Here is a 23,225-nt window from a genome sequence, read left to right on the forward strand (position 1 = left end):
CTGAGCGGCTACCGCCGGCTGACGATGCGCTACGAACGTCACGGTGAGCACTTCGCTGCCTTTCTCCAACTCGCTGCTGCGCTGACCTGCTTCAAGAAACTGGCCAAATGAGACATACTCTTAGTCCTCGCCGCGTGATGCTCGGCAGTCGATCCGCACCAAGGATTCGAGGTTCCAGATCACGGCGGGTGGGATGCCGCGCCTGCCGACGATCCTGACGAAGCAGACGAGCTATGTGGCGGTTGCGGCTGGGGGCTGATAGTCGGCGTCGGGTAAGGGGCGTCGGCAGATTTCGTGGGCTTCGTCGGCCGAGACGCCGAACATGCGCAACAGGTCCTCGGTGACCTGGTCGGTGGCCTCCGCGTCGTCACGTTCGGGGTGGTCGTGCAGCAGTTGACCCAGGCATAGCGCGGCGCCTGCTGCGATTGTCATGGCCAGTTCGGGATCGCGCACGCTGAACCGGCCCGACCGGGCAGCTGCCTCGATGTCCCGGCGAGCTCTCGGCGCCAGGCCCTTGTCCGAGCCGATCAGACTCAGACCGTTGCTGAGCAGAACCTTGCTCAGCTCGGGATTCCTGCGATGGAGGCGTCCGGTCAGACGGAAGCTCTGCGCAAAGACCTGGGCGGGGTCGTCCAGATCTGCGGTCAGTTCGTCGAGCACCGCCCCATGGCGGTCGAGGGCCTCCTCCACGGCAGCGTGGAAGAGCTCCTCTTTGGTCTGGAAGTGGTTGTAGAAGGACCCCATCCCGACATCTGCGGCTTGGGTGATCTCGAGAATCGGCGCGGTCGGTTTCCCTGCCGCCATGAACGACTGGGCTGCGCGTACGAGTGCGGCGCGGGTGCGCGCCTTGCGCCGGTCCAGACGGTTCGGTGCGTCGGTGTTCTGCTCCGTCATGCCTGCGTGCCCTTCTCTCTGATCCGTCCGACCTGGCCTTACCCTACGGCGCGTCATCAATTGTGACGAATTCCTCAAAAACTCTTGACTGACGATATCCTCGTAAGTGACGATATCGTCATAACTTGAAGGGAGTGGTCCATGAGTGTCCACCATGACCCGCATACCGGACTGCACAGTGAGCAGGGCGCGCTGGCGGGCGAGCACCGGGGGAAGGCCGCCGAGCCGATCATCAAGGTGTTCGACCTCGCGTGGCTGGAGTTCGAGAAGCCCGACCTCGATCGGGCGGAGGCGTTCGCCCATGCCTTCGGTTTTGCGACGGCGCTCCGAACGGCGCACGAACTACAGTTGCGCGGCACAGACCCCGGCTCGCCCTGCGTGCTCATCCGCCGAGGCCCGCGTTCGCGGTTCGTCGGTCCCGCATTCCGGGCAGCCGACTCGACCGACGTGCTGCGACTCGCGGACGCAGTCGGAGGTGCGGTCGTGCCCCTCCCCGAGAGCCTCGGCGGGATCGCTGTCGACCTCGTGGATCCAAGCGCTCTCGGAGTCCGCGTGGTGTCCGACACGTTCGAGTTGCCGGCGCTGGCCGCCCAGGCTCCGCTCCACTTCAATTTCGGACACGACCGCGGGCGGGTGAACGCCACCCAGCGGCCACCCCGCGCGCCGGCCACCGTGCAACGGCTCGGTCACGTCGTGCTCCAGACGACGAAGTACCTCGAAACGCTCAACTGGTACCTCGAGCACCTCGGACTGATCGTCAGCGACTTCCTCTACTACCCGGGGCAACGGGCCCGGGGCCCGATCATGAGCTTCATCCGCTGCGACCGGGGTGCCACGCCCACCGACCATCACACTCTCGCGATGGTTCTCGGCCCGGCCAACCGCTATGTGCATTCGGCATATCAGGTCGCCGACCTGGACTCCCTCGCGGCGGGCGGCGAGTACCTGCTCGACCGGGGCTACCGCCGGTCCTGGGGCATCGGCCGGCACATCCAGGGCAGCCAGATCTTCGACTACTGGCGCGACCCCGACGGATTCATGGTCGAGCACTTCAGCGACGGCGATCTCTTCGACAACACGCTCGAGGCGGGCTGGGCACCGATGACCGCGTCCGGACTGGCCCAGTGGGGGCCGCCCGCCACCAAGGACTTCCTCGGACTGAGCCCCGGTCGGGACTCACTCCAGGAACTGCGCGCCATCGCCCTCGCGCTGCGCGCCGACAACGAATTCGACCTCCACCGCCTACGCGGCCTTCTGAAAGTTGCCAGCTCATGACCATCTCTGTCCTCCGCACCGCCGACGCCTGGTGGGTCGTCACACCGACGGGTGCCGCCCGGGTAGACACCGAGGCCACCACCACCGCTCAACTGCTGGCCGACCGACCAGCCGTCGAGGCAGCGGCGTCCAGCGAGGGCACCGTGCCCGTCGAGACCCTCTCGTTGCTCTCCCCGGTCACCTCCCCCTGCCGTGTGGTCGCACAGATGACGAACTTCGCCTCGCACGTCAAGGACGCGGGGATGAACCCCGACACCATTCCGTTGACCTTCTTCCGAAAGGCATCCGGTTCGATCGGCGGTCCCCACGACGACGTGATCCGTCCTGCCCATGTCCGGCTACTGGACTACGAGGTGGAGATCGGGCTCGTCTTCGGGCGTGAACTCCCCGTCGGCACCACGATCACCGCAGACACTCTCGCCGATCACGTCGCCGGCCTGGTTGTCACCAACGACATCTCCGCGCGCGACGTCCAGCTTCCCAAAACGCAGTTCTACGAGGCCAAGTCGTACCCGACGTTCACCCCGGTCGGCCCCGCGCTCGTACTGCTCGATGCCGACGAACTGAAGCGGTTCACCGACCTGCGCCTGCGGCTCTGGGTCAACGGTGAGCCTCGCCAGAACATGACCGTTGCCGACATGATCTACCAGCCGGCCGAGACTCTGCAGGCGCTGACCCGGTTCCAACGCCTCGATGCCGGAGACCTGCTGCTGACCGGAACACCGGTCGGGACGGCGCTGAGCGCCCCACCGAAGCCGATCGAAATCCTCTCCTCCCTGCTGCCGCCGGCCGTCAAATGGAAGCTCTTCTTTGCGGGCCAGGCCCGGAATTCGAACTATCTGCAGGACGGCGACGTCATCGAAGCCACCGTCGCCACAGACGACGGGACGATCGACTTGGGGCGGCAGCGCACGGTGGTGAGGTACGCGCGATGACCACCGACCTGCTGTGGCCGCGGTACGCAGCGCCCACGGATGTGACGGCGATCGAGGCCGTGCCGCTGCGAGATCGGGGGCTTCCGGAGTCCACCTATGCCTTGCTCACCCGAGCGGCCCGCATGTGGCCGGACCGCCTCGCGCTCACCGTCCTCCCGGATGCCGCACGGTGGCGGGAGCCGTTGCAGCGCAGTTTCTCCGAACTACTCGACGATGTTCACCGCTACGCGAACCTGCTCCATCGTCTGGGCGTGCGGCGCCACGACCCGGTCGCCTTGATGGCGCCCAACTGCGCCGAACTGATCCCCGCGACTCTCGCCGCGCAGCTTGCCGGCATCGCTGCCCCCATCAACGCGGCACAGTCGCAGCAGCACATCGCTGAACTGTTACGCCGCTCAGGTGCCCGGGTACTCGTCGCGGCCGGTCCGGAACTTGCGGCCGACACATGGGAGGTCGCGCACGAGATTGCCGTGAGCGGAGGGGCGGATGCAGTGCTGGTCCTCAGGCCCACCGGTGCCGCCGGCGTCCCTGCGGACCTGCCCGAAGTCGACGGAGTGCGGATCGGCTATTTCGGTGCGCTGTCGGCCGACATCGACTCCTCCGGCTTCGCCGGTGATCCCCCCCGTGGGTTCGACATGGCGGCACTGTTTCACACCGGCGGTACCACCGGTGTTCCGAAGCTGGCCGCCCACACCCACGACAACGAGGTCGCCAATGCCTGGATGCTGGCCGCGAACTCGTTGTGGGACCAGGACTCCGTGGTACTCGCCGCCCTGCCGCTGTTCCATGTCAATGCCTTGATGGTCACGCTGTTGGCACCGCTGTTCAAGGGCCAGGGTGTGGTATGGGCCGGCCCGCTCGGCTACCGCGACCCGGTACTGCTCAGCGAATTCTGGAAGATCGTCGAGCACTACCGCATCGCGTCGATGAGCGCGGTGCCCACCGTATACGCGGCCCTTGCGGAGCGCCCGGTCGACGCCGATATCAGTAGTCTGCGATTCGCCATGGTCGGAGCGTCGCCTCTGCCGACTGCGGTCGTCGAGAAGTTCCGGGAACACACGAGTGTCCCCCTTCTCGAAGGCTACGGCCTGACGGAGGCAACCTGCGCGAGTGTACGCAGCTTCACCGACGCGCCACGACCCGGCGCGGTGGGCCTACGGATGCCCTATCAGCAGGTCAAAGTGGTACGCGTCCGCGAAGACGGCAGCTGGGAAGACCTGCCCACCGGAACGACCGGCGTGCTGGCCATCAGCGGTCCGACGGTGTTCGCCGGCTACGCTGTCGCCCACGACGAACACGGACACGTGCTGGACGGTATGGGCAAACTGGTCGACGGGTGGCTCGATACCGGCGACCTGGCGCGCGTCGACAGCGACGGTTTCATCTACCTGGTCGGACGCGCGAAGGACGTCATCATCCGGGGCGGGCACAACATCGATCCAGCGGTCATCGAAGACGCCCTACTGGCCCATCCGCAGGTCACCGCGGTCAGCGCGGTGGGACGACCCGATGCCCACGCGGGCGAAGTGCCCGTCGCGTACGTCACCGTTGCCGCAGACGCCGGCATCACCGAGGAAGAGCTGCACGCCTGGGCGGGTGAGCGTGTCCCCGAACGGGCCGCGGCCCCCAGAACGGTGACCATCCTCCACGCCTTGCCCGTCACGGCGGTAGGCAAGCCCTACAAGCTCGCACTGCGCGCGGACGCGACACGGCGCGAGCTCGAGCAGGCCCTCGCCACCATCGCAGGGGTCGACAGCATCCATGCGTCCGTAGCGGACGGTTCGATTCTTGCCACTGTCGAGATCGACGGATCTGCCGGCGAACCGGCGGTCAAGGCGATCTTGGACCGATATGCGATCAATTGGAAGGTAATGGTGCGCAAATGATTACCGCATCCCTAGTTCTGGCGGTCTCGCTCGCAGTCCTCTACCTCCTGCTCGGCGTGAGCAAGATGGCGGCAACCTCGCCGATGCGGGAACGGGCAGCCCACGTCGGTATTTCCGTCAGCACGTATCGGGGTATCGGTGCGCTCGAGGTCGCCGGTGCAGCCGGTCTCCTGCTCGGCGGACTCGTACCGGCGCTCGGCGCCGCGGCCGGCGTCGGGCTCCTGCTCCTGATGGCAGGGGCCGTCGTTACGCACGTACGCAACGGAGATGGATTGCGTGAGATGACGCCCGCCATCCTCGTCAGCGCGCTGATCCTCGCCTACCTCGTCGTCCTGTTCGGATCGATCCGATGAGCGAGCGGGTTGTCCCGGTCGTCATCGTCGGTGCCGGACCCACCGGACTGACCGCCGCCACGCTGCTTGCTCAGCACGGGGTCGAGTGCCTGGTACTCGAGCGCTGGGAGGGCGTCTATGCGCAGCCGCGGGCGGTCCACCTCGACGGTGAGATTCACCGGATCGTGGCGCACCTCGGGATCGCCGACGAGTTCGCGGCGATCTCCCGGCCGTGCCTCGGGTTGCGGCTCCTCGACCGGAACATGCGAATTCTCACCGAGTTCCACCGAGACCCCGGTCCGGGCGTACACGGCTACCCCGAGGCCAACATGTTCGATCAGCCGCAGTTCGAGGAGATCCTGCGCGCCAATCTGGAACGGTACCCAGGGGCCTCTCTGCGCGGCGACGTCGAAGTAACCGGGCTGGCCCACGACAAGACCGGCGGCATTCGCGTCGACTTCACCGACCGAAGCACCGGCGTGCACGAATCGGTACGGACCAGATACGTGTTGGGCTGCGACGGCGCCAACAGCATGGTCAGAGAACAGATTCAGGCAACGATGCGGGATCTGAAGTTCGAACAACGCTGGCTGGTTGTCGACGTCGCCACCACCGCAGACCTCGGCGAGTGGGAGGGCGTGCACCAGGTGTGCGACCCCGTGCGCGCGGCAACGTACATGCGGATCGGAAAAACGCGCTACCGCTGGGAGTTCCGTCTGAATCCCGGTGAGAGCGCCGAGGACTATCGCGAAATGGCCCGACTGCATCCCCTCATCTCGCCATGGACAAGGAACACACCGGCCGAAGACCTGGAGTTGGTCCGTCTGGCCGAGTACACCTTTCGAGCCCGAATCGCGGACCGATGGCGCGACCGGCACGTGTTTCTGCTGGGCGACGCCGCCCATCTCACACCGCCCTTCATCGGACAGGGGATGGGGGCCGGGATGCGGGACGCGATGAACCTCGCCTGGAAACTTGCAGGCGTCCTCCGCGGGGATCTGCCTGAGAGCGCTCTGGACACCTACGAGATCGAACGCAAGCCCCACGCACTGGCGCTGATCCGGCGGGCCAAGTTCGTCGGAATGGCCATGACCGAGGGCGGCGAACTCGGTAATCTCATCCGCCGCGTCGCCCTACCGCTGTTGCACCGCGTGCCGGGCCTCAGCGACAAGATCATGGACAACGAGACCCCGGCTCTCCGCCGCTCCAGTCTCATCGAGCGACCCCGACTACGCAGAAGCCGAGCGGGCCGCCTGATCCCGAATCCGGTCCTCGACGAGGGTCGCCGATTCGCCGAGGTCGTCGCCGGCCGGTTCGCGGTGGTCACCTCCGTCTCCCCGACCCCGGAAGAACGCACCGCCATCGAACAACGGGGTGGCACAGTCCTGCTGGCTCGGCCGGACACCGATCTGCACCGCTGGCTACGCCGCGGCCGGGCGCGCGCTGTCATCGTCCGGCCCGACGGCACCGTCCTTCGTAGCGGCAACGACCTGTCCGCCCTCTGCGCCGCCCTGCCCCGCTTCCACACCGACCACTCGCCAACGTTCCTCACACAGTGAGCCACCCCTGACGGGTCTCCACTGCGCACGCGTGCGGATGCTCCGAGCTGCCGGCCGCCGAGTGCTCACGCCACGTCATCCTCGATTCCGACCCGATTCCCCCGCGCTTCGCCGACTCGGACCGGTGGTGTGGTTGTCGCGACAGGGAGTGTCCGATAAGGACACTCCCCATCGGCGACCGACGGACCGCACCCGCGCGGGGGCGTGTGGCGGGTCCGTCGAGACCCCGGCGGATGTGGGTCGGTAGGGCCGTGCGGCGGTTCCGACCCTACGGTGCGGCCTCCGGTATGCGGGCTGTCGGCAGGTGGCTCGTGCCGGCAGTCGCGGAGGTTGAGGCGGCGAACTGTCAGCAGGACGAGGGTGGGGACGCCGATCAGCAACAGGACGGGGGCAAGATCGTCGAGCATCGGGATTCTCCGATCGGAGTGAGAGGTCACGCTCGCACGGGGTGGCGTGGACCGAGGCGAGACGGTTGCGGGTGTGGCAGACGACGGCATCGGCCACCGGCACACGTACCGGCGATGCCGGAACGTCCGGCGGATCGTGCACATCCCGGCCACCAGCAGCGGCAAAGCAACCGCGAGGAGCCAGGCACCGGCGGTGCCGGCCAGGACCGTACCCGTACCACTGAGCAGTATCCGCATGCGCCACCCGGGCCCACGCGTGCACCATCAGTGCCGCACCATCGCCGTTTGGGCAAGGGTGAAATCGACGAACACGCCGATCGCGCACAGCGGCACGAGGGTGGTCATCCGACCGCGATCAGCAGCAGCACATCGTCGTCGGCCGACGGGAATTGCCGTCGAGTCCGCTCTGCGGCCGGAGCCGGCGAGCAGTAGCGGACCACCGGGATCCCAGAAGGCGGCACCGGCGGGCGGCGGACATAGCGCAGCGGTGCCCGGGCCGTCGGCCGGTCCGAAGCGGTGTTGAGGTAGCGGATGACCAAGGCGGCTGTCACGAACGCCCCGAGGAGCATCCACGTGGTCAGCATGTCGCTCACGCGCACGTATCCTTCCTTCGCGTCGACGGGTTTCGACCACCAACGAGCATCGGCCCGTCCCGACCCGGCAGGGAAGACTCGCCGTCGGATCCTTGCGAAATCTCTACGCCTCCGGACCGAGGAGCCGCCGCCCCGTGCCCGTCACGGCGGGCAACAGCACACCGCGTTGTGGCCTGCGCCTCTGATTCGCTTCTCCTGCATCGCTCGATCGAACCCGACCGCCGGCACGGGATGCGCTCCGATGCTCGAGTACTCCGATCTGCATGCCGAACGCTCCGAGCCTCCGACAGTCGCCCCCGTTCCGAGCGAGGGCGCCACGGGCCCCGCGAAGCTGGGTGATGAGTAAGCACCGCATCAAGCTTTCGGTCCAGAGCATAAGGAAAGCGTCAAGACGCATCCGTTTCGATCCTCGGCGGCGGTATGGATGGAAGGACCCGCAACGGCGCGGGCCACCTGATCAAGGAGAAGGTCCGCAATGCTCGCCCATTGGCACCTGTTCGCCCGATCACGGCCGAGGCAGAACGTCTGGATCGACGTGTCCGAGTGCGTCGCGGACGTCGGCACGATCGATGCCGGCGTCGAGCGGGTGTTGCACCGACAGCACCTGCGCCTGGCGGGGATGTGCTGCGCACTCGAGACTCCCGGGGCCGGGGAACGCTGCCTGGACGCCTGTATCGACCGTGCGGTCGCCGCGATGGAACACATCCGGCGCCGCCACGGGGTGCTACTGAGTCAACTGGCGATCACCATCGCGGACGCGAGCATTCCTGCGGCTGCGGCATTGGAGCAACGCGAGGTGAGTGCCGTGATCGAGGACTGCCTTGATGCGGCCTGCGCCCGCTACCGTTACCCGCGCCCGACCGTGACCCTGCTGCTCCACACTGTTGCGAGCACTCCGACCGGCCCCTCGCACGCCAGCACACTCGACATGGTCCGCGACGCGACCCTCGAACTCTCATGATCATCGCATCCGTCCGCCCCGGTCCGGTGGGGCCAGCCGATGCCGAGGCTGCGGCCCGCCGTGCCGACCGGGCACAGGCTCAGCTCTTTCTCGGCGTGCTCGAGCGAGAATTCGAGCAGGTCACAGCGCGGATCAACTTTGCTGAGCACTGCGCCGCCGATGAACAACGGCACGGCTTCGCGGTCAGTGCCCAACGATTCGAGGACGAAGCATGCAGACTGTGGGTCACCCTCGGTGAACTCCACCGTATGATCGCCGCCCTGCGTGCCCGGCAGACCCGGCCTTGACGCAGGGACGCCGGTCACGGCATGCGCCGCGGCCGAGCCGAGACGCCCCTGCCCGGCGCACGGGTAGTGCGGCGAGATCCAGCGGTGCGAGGCACCATGGACGGACATGATCGCCTTGTCCTGAATGGGGAGCTGGTATGCCGCCACACCGTTCCACCGAGTCGCCGTTCCGCAACGGTGCGGGTAGCACCGCGCTTGTCGCGGGAATCACCGCCGCGGTGTTCGCCTTCGTTCCCCTCATAGGTGACCTGATCACGATTCCCGCCGGGCTGGCCGCGGTGGTCTGCGGCTGGGTCGGCCTGGACCGGGTCGACAAGGGCCTGGCAACGAACCATCGGGAGGCCCTCACCGGTGCCGTGCTCGGTACCGCGGCACTGTTCGTGGTGTTCGTCGTCTTCGCCGCAACCCACAGCGCCGGCGGATGACCATCGGCCCGCCCCCGGGACCCGGCGACCGTGGTGAGGTCGGTGCACCTGGTGCGCCGGGGTCCGGTGCAGGCGGGGGTGCGGCGCCACTGGTTCGGCGGGTGCGCGGCGATCATCTCGTCGGCCGTGCCCGGCTGTGAGTCCGCACGACGGCACTTCGAAACACCTACGCGTCGATCAGCGCATCCCCAGAAGTCGCCGCACGCCACGAATCCGGCGGTTCGCGCGGATCGTGGTGGCCAGTCCGCGCCGCCGGCCGGTGACGGGATCGACAACCGGCATCCCGCCGAAGCCGCGTTCGGATGCGGTCTCGGGGGCGGCGTCCGAAGTGTCTTTGAGGTACTTGTTCGGCAGCGACAGTTTCGCGATGGTGCGCCACGTCTTGAGGTACTGCACCGCGAGCGGACCGCTGGTGTAGGGCAGGTCGTATTTGCCGCACAATGCGCGCACCCGCACGGCGATCTCGGCATACCGGTTGGACGGCAGGTCCGGGAACAGGTGGTGCTCGATCTGATAGCTGAGGTTGCCCGTCATGAAATCCATCAACGGACCACCGGAGATATTGGCGCTGCCGAGCATCTGTCGCAGATACCAGCGGGCCTGGCTCTCGTTGTCGACGTCCGCCTTGGTGAACTTCTCCGCGCCGTCGGGAAAGTGCCCACAGAAGATCACCGCGTTGGTCCACAGATTACGGATCACGTTGGCAGTGATGTCGGCCGTCAGGGTGGACTTCCACGCCCTCCCGGTGAGGGCCGGGTACAACACGTAGTCCTTGCCGATCTGTCGGCCCACCTTCCGGCCCACCTCACGCAGCTTACGGCTGGTTTCGGCACGGTCGTCCCGGCCCCTGGCGACCTTGCCGAGTTCGAGGTGCTGGATGGCGACGCCGTATTGGAACAGCAGCGCTAGCAACGCGTTGTAGACGAGGTTGCCGGCGTTGAACGGCTTCCACCGTTGGTCCCGGGTGACCCGGATCAGGCCGAATCCCACGTCGTCGTCCATGCCCAGGATGTTGGTGTACTTGTGGTGCAGATAGTTGTGGGTCTGCTTCCAGTGCGCCGACGGGTCGGCGTTGTCCCATTCCCAACTCGCGGAGTGGATCTCGGGATCGTTCATCCAGTCCCACTGCCCGTGCATCACGTTGTGCCCGAGTTCCATGTTGTCGATGATCTTCGACACGCCGAGCAGACCCGTGCCGAGCAACCACAGCGGACGGCGCCGGCTGCCGAACAGGGTCACTCGCCCGGCGAGCTCGAGGCTGCGCTGCAACCTGATGGTGTTGCGGATGTATCGGGCGTCGCGTTCGCCGCGGGAGTCCTCGATGTCGCGCCGGAGGGCATCGAGCTCTCGGCCGAGGGCCTCGACATCCGCGTCCGTCAGATGCGCGAATTCCTGAAGATCTGAGATGGCCATGCGACTACCCTAGCGTAAGTTACGACACCGTAAGTTACGGCACCGTAAGGATGTGGTGGCGGCCGGAGCCTCGCGTGCACACGCCGTGGCGCCGTACCCACGCTCCCGCAGGGGCGCGACGACATGCTCCACGGAATCTCCGCCTGGTGCCGGCACTGGTCGAACTGGCGCAGCGCCGGCCGGACCAGTGCCCGCGCGCCACCACACACCCCCACATCAGACACTGTCGATGCAGTACTCAGCCCGGGCGGGACGTCAAGACCACCGGGTCGGCACGATCGTCCTCCGGCTGGTGGCACCGACCGCGACCGTGCCGGCGAGGGCCGCGACGATCAGCAGCACGGCCGGGGCCGGGGCCAGCCACCACGGGGACGCGAGCAGCACCGCGAGCACCAGCATCGCGATCAGCAGGGCCGTCGGGTCGGGGCGGGTGCGGGTCTCGCCGAGTGTCGTGTACCGGCGGAACCGGCGTCCGTCCTCCATGTCAGTGCTTCCCCTCGATCGCGCGAGCGGTCTGGGCGTGCGAACCCCAGCCCACGTGCGCCTCGGACCGCATTTTTTCGCTCATGTGCGGGTAGTGCAGCTCGAACGCCGGGCGCTCGGAGCGGATGCGCGGCAGCTCGTAGAAGTTGTGCCGCGGCGGCGGGCAGCTCGTCGCCCACTCGAGGGAGTTGCCGTAACCCCACGGGTCGTCGACGGTCACGACCTGGCCGTACCGGTAGCTCTTGAACACGTTCCACAGGAACGGCAGGGTCGAGGCGCCGAGCACGAAGGCACCGACGGTCGAGATGATGTTCAGGGTGGTGAACCCGTCCGAGGGCAGGTAGTCGGCGTAGCGGCGCGGCATGCCCTCGTTGCCCAGCCAGTGCTGCACCAGGAACGTGGTGTGGAAGCCGAGGAAGGTCAGCCAGAAGTGCCACTTGGCGAGACGCTCGTCGAGCATGCGCCCGGTCATCTTCGGGAACCAGAAGTAGATGCCGGCGTAGGTGGCGAAGGCGATGGTGCCGAACAGCACGTAGTGGAAGTGCGCCACGACGAAATAGGACTCCGTCAGCTGGAAGTCGAGCGGCGGGCTGGCGAGGATGACGCCGGACAGGCCGCCGAACAGGAAGGTGACGATGAAACCGACCGAGAACAGCATCGGCGACTCGAACGTCAGCTGGCCCTTCCACATGGTGCCGATCCAGTTGAAGAACTTCACGCCGGTGGGCACCGCGATCAGGAAGGTCATGAAGGAGAAGTACGGCAGCAGCACGGCGCCGGTGGCGTACATGTGGTGCGCCCACACCGCGATCGAGAGCGCCGCGATGGCCAGGGTCGCGTAGACCAGACCCGAGTAACCGAAGATCGGCTTGCGCGAGAACACCGGGAAGATCTCCGAGACGATGCCGAAGAACGGCAGCGCCAGCACATACACCTCTGGGTGACCGAAGAACCAGAACAGGTGCTGCCACAACATGACTCCGCCCGTTCCGGGGTCGAAGATGTGAGCGCCGAACTGGCGGTCGACGAACAGGGCGATCAGCGCCGCCGCGAGCAGCGGGAAGATCAGCAGGATCAGCAGCGAGGCGATGAAGGTGTTCCAGGTGAAGATCGGCATCCGGAACATGGTCATGCCGGGGGCGCGCAGGCACACGATGGTGGTGATGAGGTTGACCGCACCGAGGATCGTGCCGAGACCGCCGACGGTGAGTCCGAGGATCCACAGGTCGGCACCGACGCCGGGCGAGTGCAGCGAGTTCGTCAGCGGCACATACGCCGTCCACCCGAAGTCGGCCGCGCCTCCGGGGGTGAGGAAGCCGGTGGCGGCCATGAGCCCGCCGAAGACGTAGAGCCAGAAGCCCACCGCATTGAGTCGGGGAAAGGCCACGTCCGGAGCGCCGATCTGCAGCGGCAGCAGATAGTTGGCGAAGCCGAAGAACACCGGAGTCGCGTACAGCAGCAACATGATCGTGCCGTGCATGGTGAACAGCTGGTTGTACTGCTCGTTGGACAGGAACTGCAGGCCGGGCACGGCGAGCTCACCACGGATGAGCAGCGCCATGAGGCCGCCGATGAGGAACCACGCGAAGGCCGCCACGATGTACATCACGCCGATGACCTTGTGGTCGGTGGAGGTGACGACCGTGAGGATCGTCGAGCCCTTCGGGCGGCGGGTCGGAGGATACGGCCGCTGCGCGTCCGGCCTCCTCAGTATCGGCGCGACATCAACCATGACCACGACTCCTGACTTCGGCCCCACCGTCGTCCGGGTGGGGCATCGAGCTCCGACCTGCTGCCGCGAGAGGGTGGATCCGCGTCCTCCCGTTCGGCCGACGAGACGGCGGCGCAGGCGTTCGTCCCGGAACGGAGCGGAGCCGTCGACCGTCGGCGCGCTGACTCTTGCACCGCGGCATCCGCATCGGCAATGAGACGTGGAGCACGTCCGCGGGGCGGCGAAGGCCCGGCGGCGGGTGTCGGCAACGGCCGCTGTGCCCGGACAGACGGGACGGGCGCGGGAGCCGAGGCGGTAGTCGATCGGGCCGAAAGGTACTGATCAACAGGTTGTTCCACAGGTGTGGACATGCTCGCGCGCAGGCGAGCCGGGCGGTGCGGGCACCGACCGCACACCGGCGGGACCGGGAGCGCTCCCTCGACTCTGCCGCCGTCGGCGGGACCGAGGACTCGGAGAAAGGGCCCAAAGTCTCCCGCCGACTGTGCCCATCGGCCGGAGCACTCCGGCGCCCAGCGAGGGACCGAGTGGCCGAGTCGGCCGGGCACCTCGTCCCGTGCCGCTCGACGGGTCGCTCGGCCGTCCGGAAAACCACTTCCCGCAAGATATCCGGTCCGGGACCTTGGTCCCGGACCGACCGGCACCCGGCCTCTTACCGTCAGTCGTCGAACATGATGACCTGACGCACGGCCAGCCCGTCGGCGAGCTGGTCCATGGCCTCGTTGATGCGCGACAGGGGGATCCGTGCGGAGATCAGTTCCTCCACCGGGAGCCGGCCCTCCCGCCACATCCGCGCGTACTGGGGGATGTCGCGGCGCGGCACGGCCGAACCGAGGTAGCTGCCGACGATCGTGCGTGCCTCCGCGGTCACCGTCAACGGGGAGATCGCCGCCGTCGCGGCCGGCGCGGGCAGGCCGACCGTCACGGTCGTGCCGCCGGGCGCCGTGAGACCGAACGCGGTCTCGAACGCCCGTGCACTGCCGGCACACTCGATGACGTACCGGGCCTTGACACCCCGCTCGACCGCCTCGGCCGGCGTGTAGGTTTCGTGTGCTCCCAGCTCGCGGGCGCGGGTGAGCTTGTCGTCGAGGGTGTCGATCGCGACGATGCGCGAGACGCCCTGCGCGACGGCCGTGAGGAGGGCGGCCATGCCGACCCCGCCGAGGCCGACGATCGCGACGCTGTCCTGCGGCCGCGGCCGGGCCGCATTGAGAACGGCGCCCCCGCCGGTGAGCACGGCACAGCCGAGCACCGCGGCGACGTCGGGCGGCACGTCGTCGTCGACCGCGACGGCCGACGCGCGGTCGATCACCGCGTGCGTCGCGAAACCCGAGACCCCGAGGTGGTGGTGCACCGGGTGGCCGTCGCGGTGCAGGCGACGGCCGCCGTGCAGCAGTTCCCCGGCGTTGTTGGTGGCGGACCCGGTCGTGCAGGGCAGCCGGCCGTCCTCCGCGCAGCTGTCGCACGCCTCGCATCTCGGCAGGAACGACATGACCACCCGCTGCCCCACCCGGAAGTCGTCGACGGAGGAGCCCACCTCGACGATGCGGCCGGCCGCCTCGTGCCCGAGCAGCATCGGTACGGGGCGGACCCGGTTGCCGTCCACGACGCTCAGATCGGAGTGGCACACCCCGGCCGCCTCGATCTTTACCAGCAGCTCGGTCGGTCCCGGCGCGTCGAGCTCGAGTTCGGACACGCTGATCGGTTTCGACTCGGCGAACGGCCGCGGCCGGCCGATCTCCTCCAGGACTGCGCCGGTGATCCTCATCTGCCGATACTCCTCGGGTCCGCGGGACGGTTTCCGGATCCCACCGTAGATCTCGTGCGGGAAGGTTGGTGGGCGTCGGCACCGATCGATGCGCCGTTTCGGACAGAAACAACGGTCGGGACGCGTGAAGATGTCCGATTTCCGGCACCCCGCGACGGGCGGTCCACCTGCCCCTCGGCGCGCGCCCACGCCGGGACGGTCGCACAATGATGCGATGCCGGACCGCGGATTCACCCACACCCAGCTCGCCGCGCGGGCTGCCTACCTGCTGCGCGGTAACGACCTCGGCACGATGACCAGTGCCGCCCCGAAGCTGTATCCGCACATGTGGAGCTGGGACGCGGCGTTCGTCGCGGTGGGGCTGGCCCCGTTGAGCGTCGAGCGGGCCGTCGTCGAACTCGACACCCTGCTCTCGGCGCAGTGGCGCAACGGCATGATCCCGCACATCGTGTTCGCGAGCGGGGTGGACGGTTACTTTCCGGGTCCGGCGCGCTGGGCCTGTACCGATCTCGCCGCCGCCGCGCCACTGGGCCCGCAGACGTCGGGCATCACCCAGCCGCCCGTGCACGCCATCGCGGTGCAGCGCATCCTCGACCACAGCCGCCGGCACGGCCGCAGCACCCGCGCCGTCGCCGAGGAGTTCCTCGACCGCCGCTGGCCCGACCTGGTGCGCTGGCACCGGTGGCTGGCCCGCGCCCGGGACCTCGACGGCAACGGCCGCATCGCGCTCTACCACGGTTGGGAATCGGGCATGGACAACTCGCCCCGGTGGGACGCGGCCTACGCGAACGTCGTCGCCGGCGCGGTGCCGACGTTCCGGCGCGAGGACCTCGCCCACGTCGGCGACCCGAGTCAGCGGCCGACGGACGCCGAGTACGCCCGCTACCTGTGGCTGCTCGAGGAGATGAAGGAAGTGCGCTACGACGACGACGCCCTGGCCACGGCCATGAGCTTCGCCGTCGAGGACGTGTTCGTCAGTGCCGTGTTCGCGCTCGCGTGCGACGTGCTCGCCGTCATCGGGGAGGAGCATTCGCGTCCGAACGCCGACGTCCGCGAGCTGCACGAGTACGCCGACCGGTTCCGCCGCGGCGTGCTCGACACCACCGATCCGCGCACCGGCGCCGCCAAGGACTTCGACCTGCGCAGCGGCCGCTGGATGGCCACCGACACGCTCGCGATGTTCGCGCCGTTGTTGTGCGGTGGCCTGCCCCGCGGCACCGAACGGGCCCTGCTGCGCACCTTCGAGGGCCCGAAGTTCTGCGGCCACCCCGACCTGCGCTACGCGGTGCCGCCGTCCACCTCCCCCGTCTCCCGGGATTTCCGTCCGCGCGAGTACTGGCGCGGGCCGGTGTGGCCGGTGATGACGTGGCTGTTCTCGTGGACGTTCGCCCGCCGCGGGTGGGCGGAGCGCGCTCACCTGCTGCGAGCGGAGGGTCTGCGGCAGGCCAGCGACGGCTCGTTCGCCGAGTACTACGAGCCGTTCACCGGCGAGCCGCTCGGCAGCATGCAGCAGTCGTGGACCGCCGCCGCGGTACTGGACTGGCTGGGGTGAGGCGGTGTCCCCCGCACCCGCACGGGGCCGGGGGACACCACGGGACTCACAGCGCGCCGAGTGCCTCGCAGGCCTTGCGAACTCCCTCGCCGTAGGCCGGATCGGCCTGGGTGCAGTTGGCGATGTGCCGCTCGATCGTCGCCGCCGATGCCCCTGTGATGGCACGCGCGGTGTTCTCGAACAGCACGGTCTGCTGCTCGGCGGACATGCCGCGGAACAGGATTCCCGGCTGCTCGAAATAGTTCTCGTCGTCCGCCCGATGGTCGAACCGGTCCGCGACCGCGCCCACCGCGAGCGGCGGTTCGGCGTACTCGGGCTGCTCCCGGAAGCGGCCGTACGAGTTCGGTTCGATGCTCGGGACGCTGCCCTGGTTGCCGTCCACGCGCATCGCGCCGTCGCGGTGGAAGGAGTTCACGTGCGCGGCGGCCCGGGGGCAGTTCACCGGGATCTGGTGGTGGTTCACGCCGAGCCGGTAGCGCGCGGCGTCCCCGTACGAGAACAGCCGGCCCTGGAGCATCCGGTCGGGTGAGAACCCGATGCCGGGAACGATGTTCGCCGGGGAGAAGGCGGCCTGTTCGACGTCGGCGTGGTAGTTGTCCGGATTGCGGTTCAGTTCCAGCTCGCCGACCTCGATGAGCGGGTAGTCCTTCTTGGACCACACCTTGGTCAGGTCGAAGGGGTGGTACCGGTACGTCGCCGCGTCGGCCTCGGGCATGATCTGCACGTACAGCGTCCACTTCGGGTGGTTGCCGGATTCGATCGCCTCGTACAGGTCCCGCTGGGCGGATTCGCGGTCGCCGGCGATCACGGCCGCGGCCTCCTCGTCGGTGAGGTTCCTGATGCCCTGCTGGGTGCGGAAGTGGAACTTCACCCACGAACGGGTGCCCTCGGCATCGACGAACGAGAAGGTGTGCGAGCCGAATCCGTGCATGTGCCGGTACCCGTCGGGGATGCCGCGGTCGGACATGACGATCGTGACCTGGTGCAGTGCCTCCGGCAGGTTGGTCCAGAAGTCCCAGTTGTTCTCGGGATCGCGAAGATTGGTCCGGGGGTCCCGCTTCACGGCGTGATTGAGGTCGGGGAACTTGAGCGGGTCGCGGAAGAAGAACACCGGCGTGTTGTTGCCGACGACGTCCCAGTTGCCCTCCTCGGTGTAGAAGCGGACGGCGAAGCCGCGGATGTCGCGTTCGGCGTCGGCGGCACCGCGCTCCCCCGCGACCGTGGAGAACCGGACGAACACCTCGGTCTGCTTGCCCACGGCGGAGAACACTGCGGCCCTGGTGTGCCGGGTGATGTCGTGCGTGACGCGGAAGGTGCCGAATGCTCCGGAACCCTTTGCATGCATCCGTCGTTCGGGGATGACCTCGCGGTCGAAGTGCGCGAGCTTCTCGAGGAACCACACGTCCTGGAGCAGCATGGGTCCGCGCGCCCCGGCCGTGAGACTGTTCTGGTTGTCCGGCACCGGCGCGCCGGCGGCGGTGGTGAGTCCGTTGTGGTCGGTCATCGATCACTCCTGTCTGGTCACCCCAGGCTGGCGGGGCGAACGTCTCTGCGCTCAGCAGTGTTTCCTGAGGAGCGGTGTCCCGGTGTCTCAATTTGACACGGGCACTTGATATTCGGAATCAGAGGGTGATGCCGAACTCGCGGATCTTGCGGTAGATCGTCGCCCGCGACATGCCGAGCGCCTTCGCGGCCGCCGCCTTGTCGCCTCCGTGCAGGGCCAGTGCGTCCACGATCGCGTCCCGCTCGAGGGACTCGAGCCGGGTCAGGTTCCGGCGGGTCGTCGCCCGGCACTCGGCGGGCAGGTCGCCGATCTCGACGGTCCCCGAGCGGCGGCGCCGGCAGGTCTCCTCGAGGACGCTGCGCAGGTGGGTCACGTTCCCCTGCCACGACAGTCGCATGAGCTGGTTCGCCGCGGCCGGCGAGAGCGTGAGGTCGGTGGCGCCGGCGGCGTCGAGGAGGAAGCGCACCAGCTCGGGGACGTCCTCGAGATGATGGCGCAGCGGGGGAACGGAGAGCGTCTTCGGAAAGAGTCGGAGCAGGGAGTGGGTGTCGCTCTCCTCCTGCGGGGGTTGCATGGTCAGCGCCACCCACGGGTCGTCCGGAAGGGTGTCCGGCGTGACGGTCTGCAGGAGCTGGCCGAGACCGGCGAGATCGTCGTCGCCGAGCGCATGGGCGTGCAGCACCGCCAGGTCGGAGCCGCCCTCGAGCGTAGCCGACGCCTGCTCCAGCAGCTCCCCGCCGTCGACCGCGGCCGCGTCGAGCACCGCGAGGCCGCGGTCGCTCCGGACGTGCTCGTGCGCGGCCCGGATCAGCGCGGTCTTGCCGACTCCGGGCTCGCCGTCGAGCACGAGCCATTCCCGTCGCCGGCAGGCCTCGACGACGCCGTGGACGGTGTGCTGCCACTGCGCGCTGCGACCGGCCAGCGCGCGCAACGCCGGCTGCTTCGCGGCGCGCGGGCTCCGGGTCCGGGCGAGTTGCTCCTTGATCCGCACGACCCCGCCCGCGAGCCTGTCCTCGACGAAGGTCGGCTGGTAGGACAGCCGCGCCGTGATCCCGCTCGGCAGGTCGGCGAGCATCGTGAACGGTTCGGCCCGCCCGCGGGCGTCGCGGGTCCGGTCGATGATCGCGGCCTGGTCGCGTGAGTCGAACTGCTGCTGGGTCTGGGCGTTCATCATCAGGACCTCGTCGCCGACGGCGATGACCGGGCGACCCGAATGCTGGCAGGCCGCGTGGTAGTCGTGCAGGAGGGCCCGGTCCAGTTCGTTGGCCTCCTCGAGGATCCGTTCCCTGATGCGGGTGGCGGCCAGCTTGGCGAAGGACAACAGCAGCGAGTTCGTGTTCTCGGTCTTGGTGGTCAGGTCCACGACGCCGAGGAGTGTCCCGGTGATCGGGTGCGTCACCAGGGCCCCGGCGCAGGAGAACAACCGCAGGTGCCCGCTGTAGTGCTCGTCCCCCCGGATCAGCAGGGGTGCACCGACCTCGAGCGCGGTCCCGATGCCGTTGGTCCCCACCTGGGACTCGGCGTAGCGGAAGCCGGGAGCGAGGTCGACCCGGTCCAGGGCGGTCAGCAGGCCGCGGTCGCCGCCGTAGCGGCTGAGCACGGTGCCCTTGGCGTCGGTGAGGATCAGGGACACCGGCTCGTTCTCGATCTCCGCCGACAGCGCGGACAGCACCGGGCGGGCCGCGCGGGTGAGGACGGTGTCGACCGGGAGCGGTTCGACGTAGCCGGCGCTCGGGCGGTCCACGTCGACCTTCGCCGCCCGAGACCGCAGCCACGAGACCCGCAGCCAGTTCCGGACCCGGCGGTCGCCGGGATCGTCCGCGGCCTGATCGGCCGAGTGGAACGCCTCGCGTGCCTCCCGGAGTGACGTGTGGTCCTGGGAACTGCTTCGGCTGAATTCACCCACCTCGGTCTCCCGGTCGTCTGGAGTTGTCACGGGGACATTCTCATCGGGCCCTGCGTCCACAAGGGTAATTGTGCCGAATGTGACCTGCGTCTCACATTGAGACAGATCGGGGTGGCGCCCGCGGGTTGTATCTGCATCCACACCCCACCGTCCACGGCTGGCACCGAGCCGGCTCCCGATCCAGGAGGCGCACATTGAGTAGGCAGAGCCTGACCAAGGCCCATGCGAAGATCACCGAGCTGTCGTGGGAACCGACGTTCGCGACGCCGGCCACCCGCTTCGGCACCGACTACACGTTCGAGAAGGCCCCCAAGAAGGACCCTCTCAAGCAGATCATGCGGTCCTACTTCCCCATGGAGGAGGAGAAGGACAACCGGGTCTACGGCGCGATGGACGGCGCCATCCGCGGGAACATGTTCCGGCAGGTCCAGCAGCGCTGGCTGGAGTGGCAGAAGCTGTTCCTCTCGATCATCCCGTTCCCGGAGATCTCGGCGGCCCGCGCGATGCCGATGGCCATCGACGCGGTGCCCAACCCCGAGATCCACAACGGGCTCGCCGTGCAGATGATCGACGAGGTTCGTCACTCGACGATCCAGATGAACCTCAAGAAGCTCTACATGAACAACTACATCGACCCCGCCGGGTTCGACATGACCGAGAAGGCGTTCGCGAACAACTACGCGGGCACCATCGGCCGGCAGTTCGGGGAGGGCTTCATCACCGGTGACGCGATCACCGCGGCCAACATCTACCTGACCGTGGTCGCGGAGACGGCCTTCACGAACACCCTGTTCGTGGCGATGCCCGACGAGGCGGCCGCCAACGGCGACTACCTGCTGCCCACCGTGTTCCATTCGGTGCAGTCCGACGAGTCGCGGCACATCTCCAACGGCTACTCGATCCTGCTCATGGCGCTGGCCGACGAGCGGAACCGGCCGCTGCTCGAGCGGGACCTGCGCTACGCGTGGTGGAACAACCACTGCGTGGTCGACGCCGCGATCGGCACCTTCATCGAGTACGGCACCAAGGACCGCCGCAAGGATCGCGAGAGCTACGCCGAGATGTGGCGGCGGTGGATCTACGACGACTACTACCGCAGCTACCTCATCCCGCTCGAGAAGTACGGGCTGACCATTCCGCACGACCTCGTCGAGGAGGCGTGGAAGCGCATCACCGAGAAGGGCTACGTCCACGAGGTGGCCCGGTTCTTCGCGACGGGCTGGCCGGTGAACTACTGGCGGATCGACGCCATGACCGACGCGGACTTCGAGTGGTTCGAGCACAAGTACCCGGGCTGGTATTCCAAGTACGGCAAGTGGTGGGAGAACTACAACCGCCTCGCCTACCCCGGCCGCAACAAGCCGATCGCGTTCGAGGAGGTGGGATACCAGTACCCGCACCGCTGCTGGACGTGCATGGTGCCCGCCCTCATCCGCGAGGACATGGTCGTGGAGAAGGTGGACGACCAGTGGCGGACCTACTGCTCGGAGACCTGCTACTGGACCGACGCCGTCGCGTTCCGCAGCGAGTACGAGGGACGTCCCACCCCGAACATGGGCCGCCTCACCGGTTTCCGTGAATGGGAGACCCTGCACCACGACAAGGATCTCGCCGACATCGTGCAGGACCTCGGGTACGTGCGCGACGACGGCAAGACCCTCGTCGGTCAGCCGCACCTCGACCTCGACCCGAAGAAGATGTGGACCCTCGACGACGTGCGGGGCAACACCTTCCAGAGCCCGAACGTGTTGCTGAACCAGATGTCCGACGCAGAACGCGACGCCCACATCGCCGCGTACCGCGCCGGCGGCGCAGTTCCTGCCTGATTCAGCCGGGATCCACCGCGGGTGTGACGGTGTGAGCGTGTCGTAGAACGCGAGAGCCCCTGCCGGGCAGGAGAATCTGAGTTACCACACAAAGATTCCGGCACCAGAACAGAGGCATCTCGCAGGTGAAAGCATCTCACACCGTCACGCCGGTTTTCGATGATCCGAACCTCGTGTCGGCCGCAGGGCTGGTACCCGTGATGCGACTGGCCGAGACCGCCGGCCTGCACGAGCTGTTCGGCCGGCATCTGAGCGTCGGTTCACCGAACCCGGCGGTCAAGTCCGCGAGCATCGTCGCGGGGATGCTCGCCGGCGCCGACAGTATCGATGACCTCGATGTTCTCCGCCACGGGGCGATGAACCGACTGTTCGGCGGGGTGCGGGCGCCGTCGACGCTCGGCACCTACCTGCGGTCGTTTACCCACGGGCATGTTCAGCAGCTCGACGCCGTGGCGGCGCGTCTGCTGGCCGGCCTGACCACGCGGCTGCCGGGCTTGCTCGACGGGGCGGATGAGATCGCGTTCGTCGATGTCGACGACACCATCGGTCAGGTCCACGGCTACGCCAAGCAAGCCGCGGCGTTCGGGTACTCCGGGGTCCGAGGACTGAACGCGCAGGTCGCGGTGCTCTCGACCCCGTCCGCGGCGCCGGTGATCGCCCGCGCCCGGCTCCGCCGCGGCAACGTCGCCTCGCACACCGGGTGCGGGCGGCTGCTCACCCAGGCCATCGGCTGCGCCCGCTCCGCCGGGGCGAGTGGGCAGATTCTCGCGCGGGCGGACTCGGCGTACTTTTGTCACGCGTTCGTCGCCGCCGCGCGGCGGGCCGGAGCCTGGTTTTCGGTGACCGCCCGGATGAACCCGCAGATCAGGGAGGCAATCGCCTCGATCGACGAGGCCGCGTGGACGGCGATCGACTATCCCGACGCCGTCTACGACGAGCAGGAGAATCGGTGGGTGTCCGACGCCGAGGTCGCCGAAACCGAGGTCACGATCTTCACCTCCCGTCGCAAGCGTGAGCATGTGACCTGCCGGCTGGTGGTGCGGCGGGTCAAGCGGTTGAACCCGGCCGCAGACACCGGGCAGGGCGAGTTGTTCACCACCCATCGTCATCACGCGTTTGTCACCAACTCGGCCCTGACCACGATCGAGGCCGACGCCCGGCACCGTGACCACGCGATCGTCGAGCAGGTCATCGCCGAGCTGAAGGGCGGTCCGCTCGCGCATCTGCCGTCGGGCAAGTACGCGGCGAACGCCGCCTGGCTGGCGCACACGGTGATTGCGTTCAACCTTGCTCGCGCCGCCGGTGTCGCCGCCTCGGCCCGGCACGCCCGCGCCCGCTGGGCCACGCTGCGTACTCACCTGATCAACGTCCCGGCCCGGATCGCCTCTTCCGCTCGTCGGCTGACCCTGCACCTGCCCACCGACTGGGCATGGAAACAGGCCTGGTCCAACCTGTTCCGCATCGCGAGCAGCCCACCCGCAGCCACCCCC

General features: G+C 68.0%; 19 protein-coding genes. 11 read left to right on the forward strand and 8 right to left on the reverse strand.

Going from position 1 to position 23,225, the window contains the following annotated elements; genetic code table 11:
- Positions 1-231: 231 nt before the first annotated feature.
- Positions 232-894, reverse strand: coding sequence for a TetR/AcrR family transcriptional regulator (locus G6039_RS25525; RefSeq protein ID WP_029546761.1), 663 nt, complete (start codon positions 892-894; stop codon positions 232-234).
- A gap of 141 nt (positions 895-1,035) precedes the next feature.
- Between G6039_RS25525 and G6039_RS25530 the strand changes: the two genes are divergently transcribed.
- Genes G6039_RS25530 through mhpA form a run of 5 tightly spaced genes read left to right on the forward strand, consistent with a single transcriptional unit; the run spans position 1,036 to position 6,881 of the window.
- On the forward strand, positions 1,036-2,169 hold the full coding sequence (locus G6039_RS25530) for a VOC family protein (RefSeq protein ID WP_006947534.1): 1,134 nt from the start codon (positions 1,036-1,038) through the stop codon (positions 2,167-2,169).
- Positions 2,166-3,104 (forward strand): fumarylacetoacetate hydrolase family protein, encoded by a 939-nt coding sequence (locus tag G6039_RS25535; protein ID WP_043801027.1) that lies wholly within the window; start codon positions 2,166-2,168, stop codon positions 3,102-3,104. The genes G6039_RS25530 and G6039_RS25535 overlap by 4 nt, the downstream gene beginning before the upstream one ends.
- Positions 3,101-4,990, forward strand: a complete 1,890-nt coding sequence (locus tag G6039_RS25540; RefSeq protein WP_043801025.1) for an acyl-CoA synthetase — start codon at positions 3,101-3,103, stop codon at positions 4,988-4,990. The genes G6039_RS25535 and G6039_RS25540 overlap by 4 nt, the downstream gene beginning before the upstream one ends.
- Positions 4,987-5,343: a DoxX family protein gene (locus G6039_RS25545; RefSeq protein WP_006947529.1), complete on the forward strand. Its 357-nt coding sequence runs from the start codon at positions 4,987-4,989 to the stop codon at positions 5,341-5,343. The genes G6039_RS25540 and G6039_RS25545 overlap by 4 nt, the downstream gene beginning before the upstream one ends.
- A complete protein-coding gene (gene mhpA, locus G6039_RS25550) occupies positions 5,340-6,881 on the forward strand; it encodes a bifunctional 3-(3-hydroxy-phenyl)propionate/3-hydroxycinnamic acid hydroxylase MhpA (RefSeq protein WP_043801021.1) in 1,542 nt (513 codons plus the stop codon). The genes G6039_RS25545 and mhpA overlap by 4 nt, the downstream gene beginning before the upstream one ends.
- Positions 6,882-7,629: 748 nt before the next feature.
- Here the strand turns inward: mhpA and G6039_RS25555 are convergent.
- Complete coding sequence (locus G6039_RS25555) at positions 7,630-7,872, reverse strand: hypothetical protein (protein WP_206531344.1); 243 nt, start codon at positions 7,870-7,872, stop codon at positions 7,630-7,632.
- Between the two features lie 484 nt (positions 7,873-8,356).
- Between G6039_RS25555 and G6039_RS25560 the strand changes: the two genes are divergently transcribed.
- The 3 genes from G6039_RS25560 to G6039_RS25570 all read left to right on the forward strand — a co-directional run bounded on the left by G6039_RS25560 (position 8,357) and on the right by G6039_RS25570 (position 9,554).
- Positions 8,357-8,842, forward strand: coding sequence for a hypothetical protein (locus tag G6039_RS25560; protein ID WP_043801015.1), 486 nt, complete (start codon positions 8,357-8,359; stop codon positions 8,840-8,842).
- Positions 8,839-9,129, forward strand: coding sequence for a hypothetical protein (locus G6039_RS25565; RefSeq protein WP_051446122.1), 291 nt, complete (start codon positions 8,839-8,841; stop codon positions 9,127-9,129). Before G6039_RS25560 ends, G6039_RS25565 begins: the two co-directional genes overlap by 4 nt.
- A 137-nt stretch (positions 9,130-9,266) precedes the next feature.
- The gene (locus G6039_RS25570; protein WP_006947522.1) at positions 9,267-9,554 is read left to right on the forward strand and encodes a hypothetical protein; all 288 of its coding nucleotides are present in this window, start codon (positions 9,267-9,269) and stop codon (positions 9,552-9,554) included.
- A 177-nt stretch (positions 9,555-9,731) separates the two neighbouring features.
- Here G6039_RS25570 and G6039_RS25575 read toward each other — a convergent pair whose 3' ends face one another.
- The 4 genes from G6039_RS25575 to G6039_RS25590 form a co-directional block, all read right to left on the reverse strand.
- Positions 9,732-10,967, reverse strand: coding sequence for a fatty acid desaturase family protein (locus tag G6039_RS25575; RefSeq protein ID WP_006947521.1), 1,236 nt, complete (start codon positions 10,965-10,967; stop codon positions 9,732-9,734).
- A gap of 255 nt (positions 10,968-11,222) precedes the next feature.
- Positions 11,223-11,450 (reverse strand): hypothetical protein, encoded by a 228-nt coding sequence (locus tag G6039_RS25580; protein ID WP_006947519.1) that lies wholly within the window; start codon positions 11,448-11,450, stop codon positions 11,223-11,225.
- A 1-nt stretch (position 11,451) separates the two neighbouring features.
- The gene (gene ctaD / locus G6039_RS25585) at positions 11,452-13,182 is read right to left on the reverse strand and encodes an aa3-type cytochrome oxidase subunit I (protein ID WP_164528139.1); all 1,731 of its coding nucleotides are present in this window, start codon (positions 13,180-13,182) and stop codon (positions 11,452-11,454) included.
- Between the two features lie 655 nt (positions 13,183-13,837).
- The gene (locus G6039_RS25590; protein WP_006932113.1) at positions 13,838-14,947 is read right to left on the reverse strand and encodes an alcohol dehydrogenase catalytic domain-containing protein; all 1,110 of its coding nucleotides are present in this window, start codon (positions 14,945-14,947) and stop codon (positions 13,838-13,840) included.
- 214 nt (positions 14,948-15,161) lie between these two features.
- Between G6039_RS25590 and ggh the strand changes: the two genes are divergently transcribed.
- A complete protein-coding gene (ggh, locus tag G6039_RS25595; RefSeq protein ID WP_006932115.1) occupies positions 15,162-16,499 on the forward strand; it encodes a glucosylglycerate hydrolase in 1,338 nt (445 codons plus the stop codon).
- A gap of 46 nt (positions 16,500-16,545) precedes the next feature.
- Here ggh and G6039_RS25600 read toward each other — a convergent pair whose 3' ends face one another.
- Positions 16,546-18,003, reverse strand: a complete 1,458-nt coding sequence (locus G6039_RS25600) for a catalase (RefSeq protein WP_006932116.1) — start codon at positions 18,001-18,003, stop codon at positions 16,546-16,548.
- Between the two features lie 118 nt (positions 18,004-18,121).
- The gene (locus G6039_RS25605) at positions 18,122-19,939 is read right to left on the reverse strand and encodes a sigma-54-dependent Fis family transcriptional regulator (RefSeq protein ID WP_029546749.1); all 1,818 of its coding nucleotides are present in this window, start codon (positions 19,937-19,939) and stop codon (positions 18,122-18,124) included.
- Positions 19,940-20,103: 164 nt separating this feature from the next.
- Between G6039_RS25605 and G6039_RS25610 the strand changes: the two genes are divergently transcribed.
- A complete protein-coding gene (locus G6039_RS25610) occupies positions 20,104-21,735 on the forward strand; it encodes a ferritin family protein (RefSeq protein ID WP_029546748.1) in 1,632 nt (543 codons plus the stop codon).
- Positions 21,736-21,860: 125 nt separating this feature from the next.
- Positions 21,861-23,225, forward strand: a 1,365-nt coding sequence (locus tag G6039_RS25615) for an IS1380 family transposase (RefSeq protein WP_043797180.1), incomplete at its 3' end; no start/stop codon positions are given.

This window comes from Rhodococcus aetherivorans (assembly GCF_011058165.1).
In the GTDB taxonomy this organism is placed as follows: domain Bacteria; phylum Actinomycetota; class Actinomycetes; order Mycobacteriales; family Mycobacteriaceae; genus Rhodococcus; species Rhodococcus aetherivorans.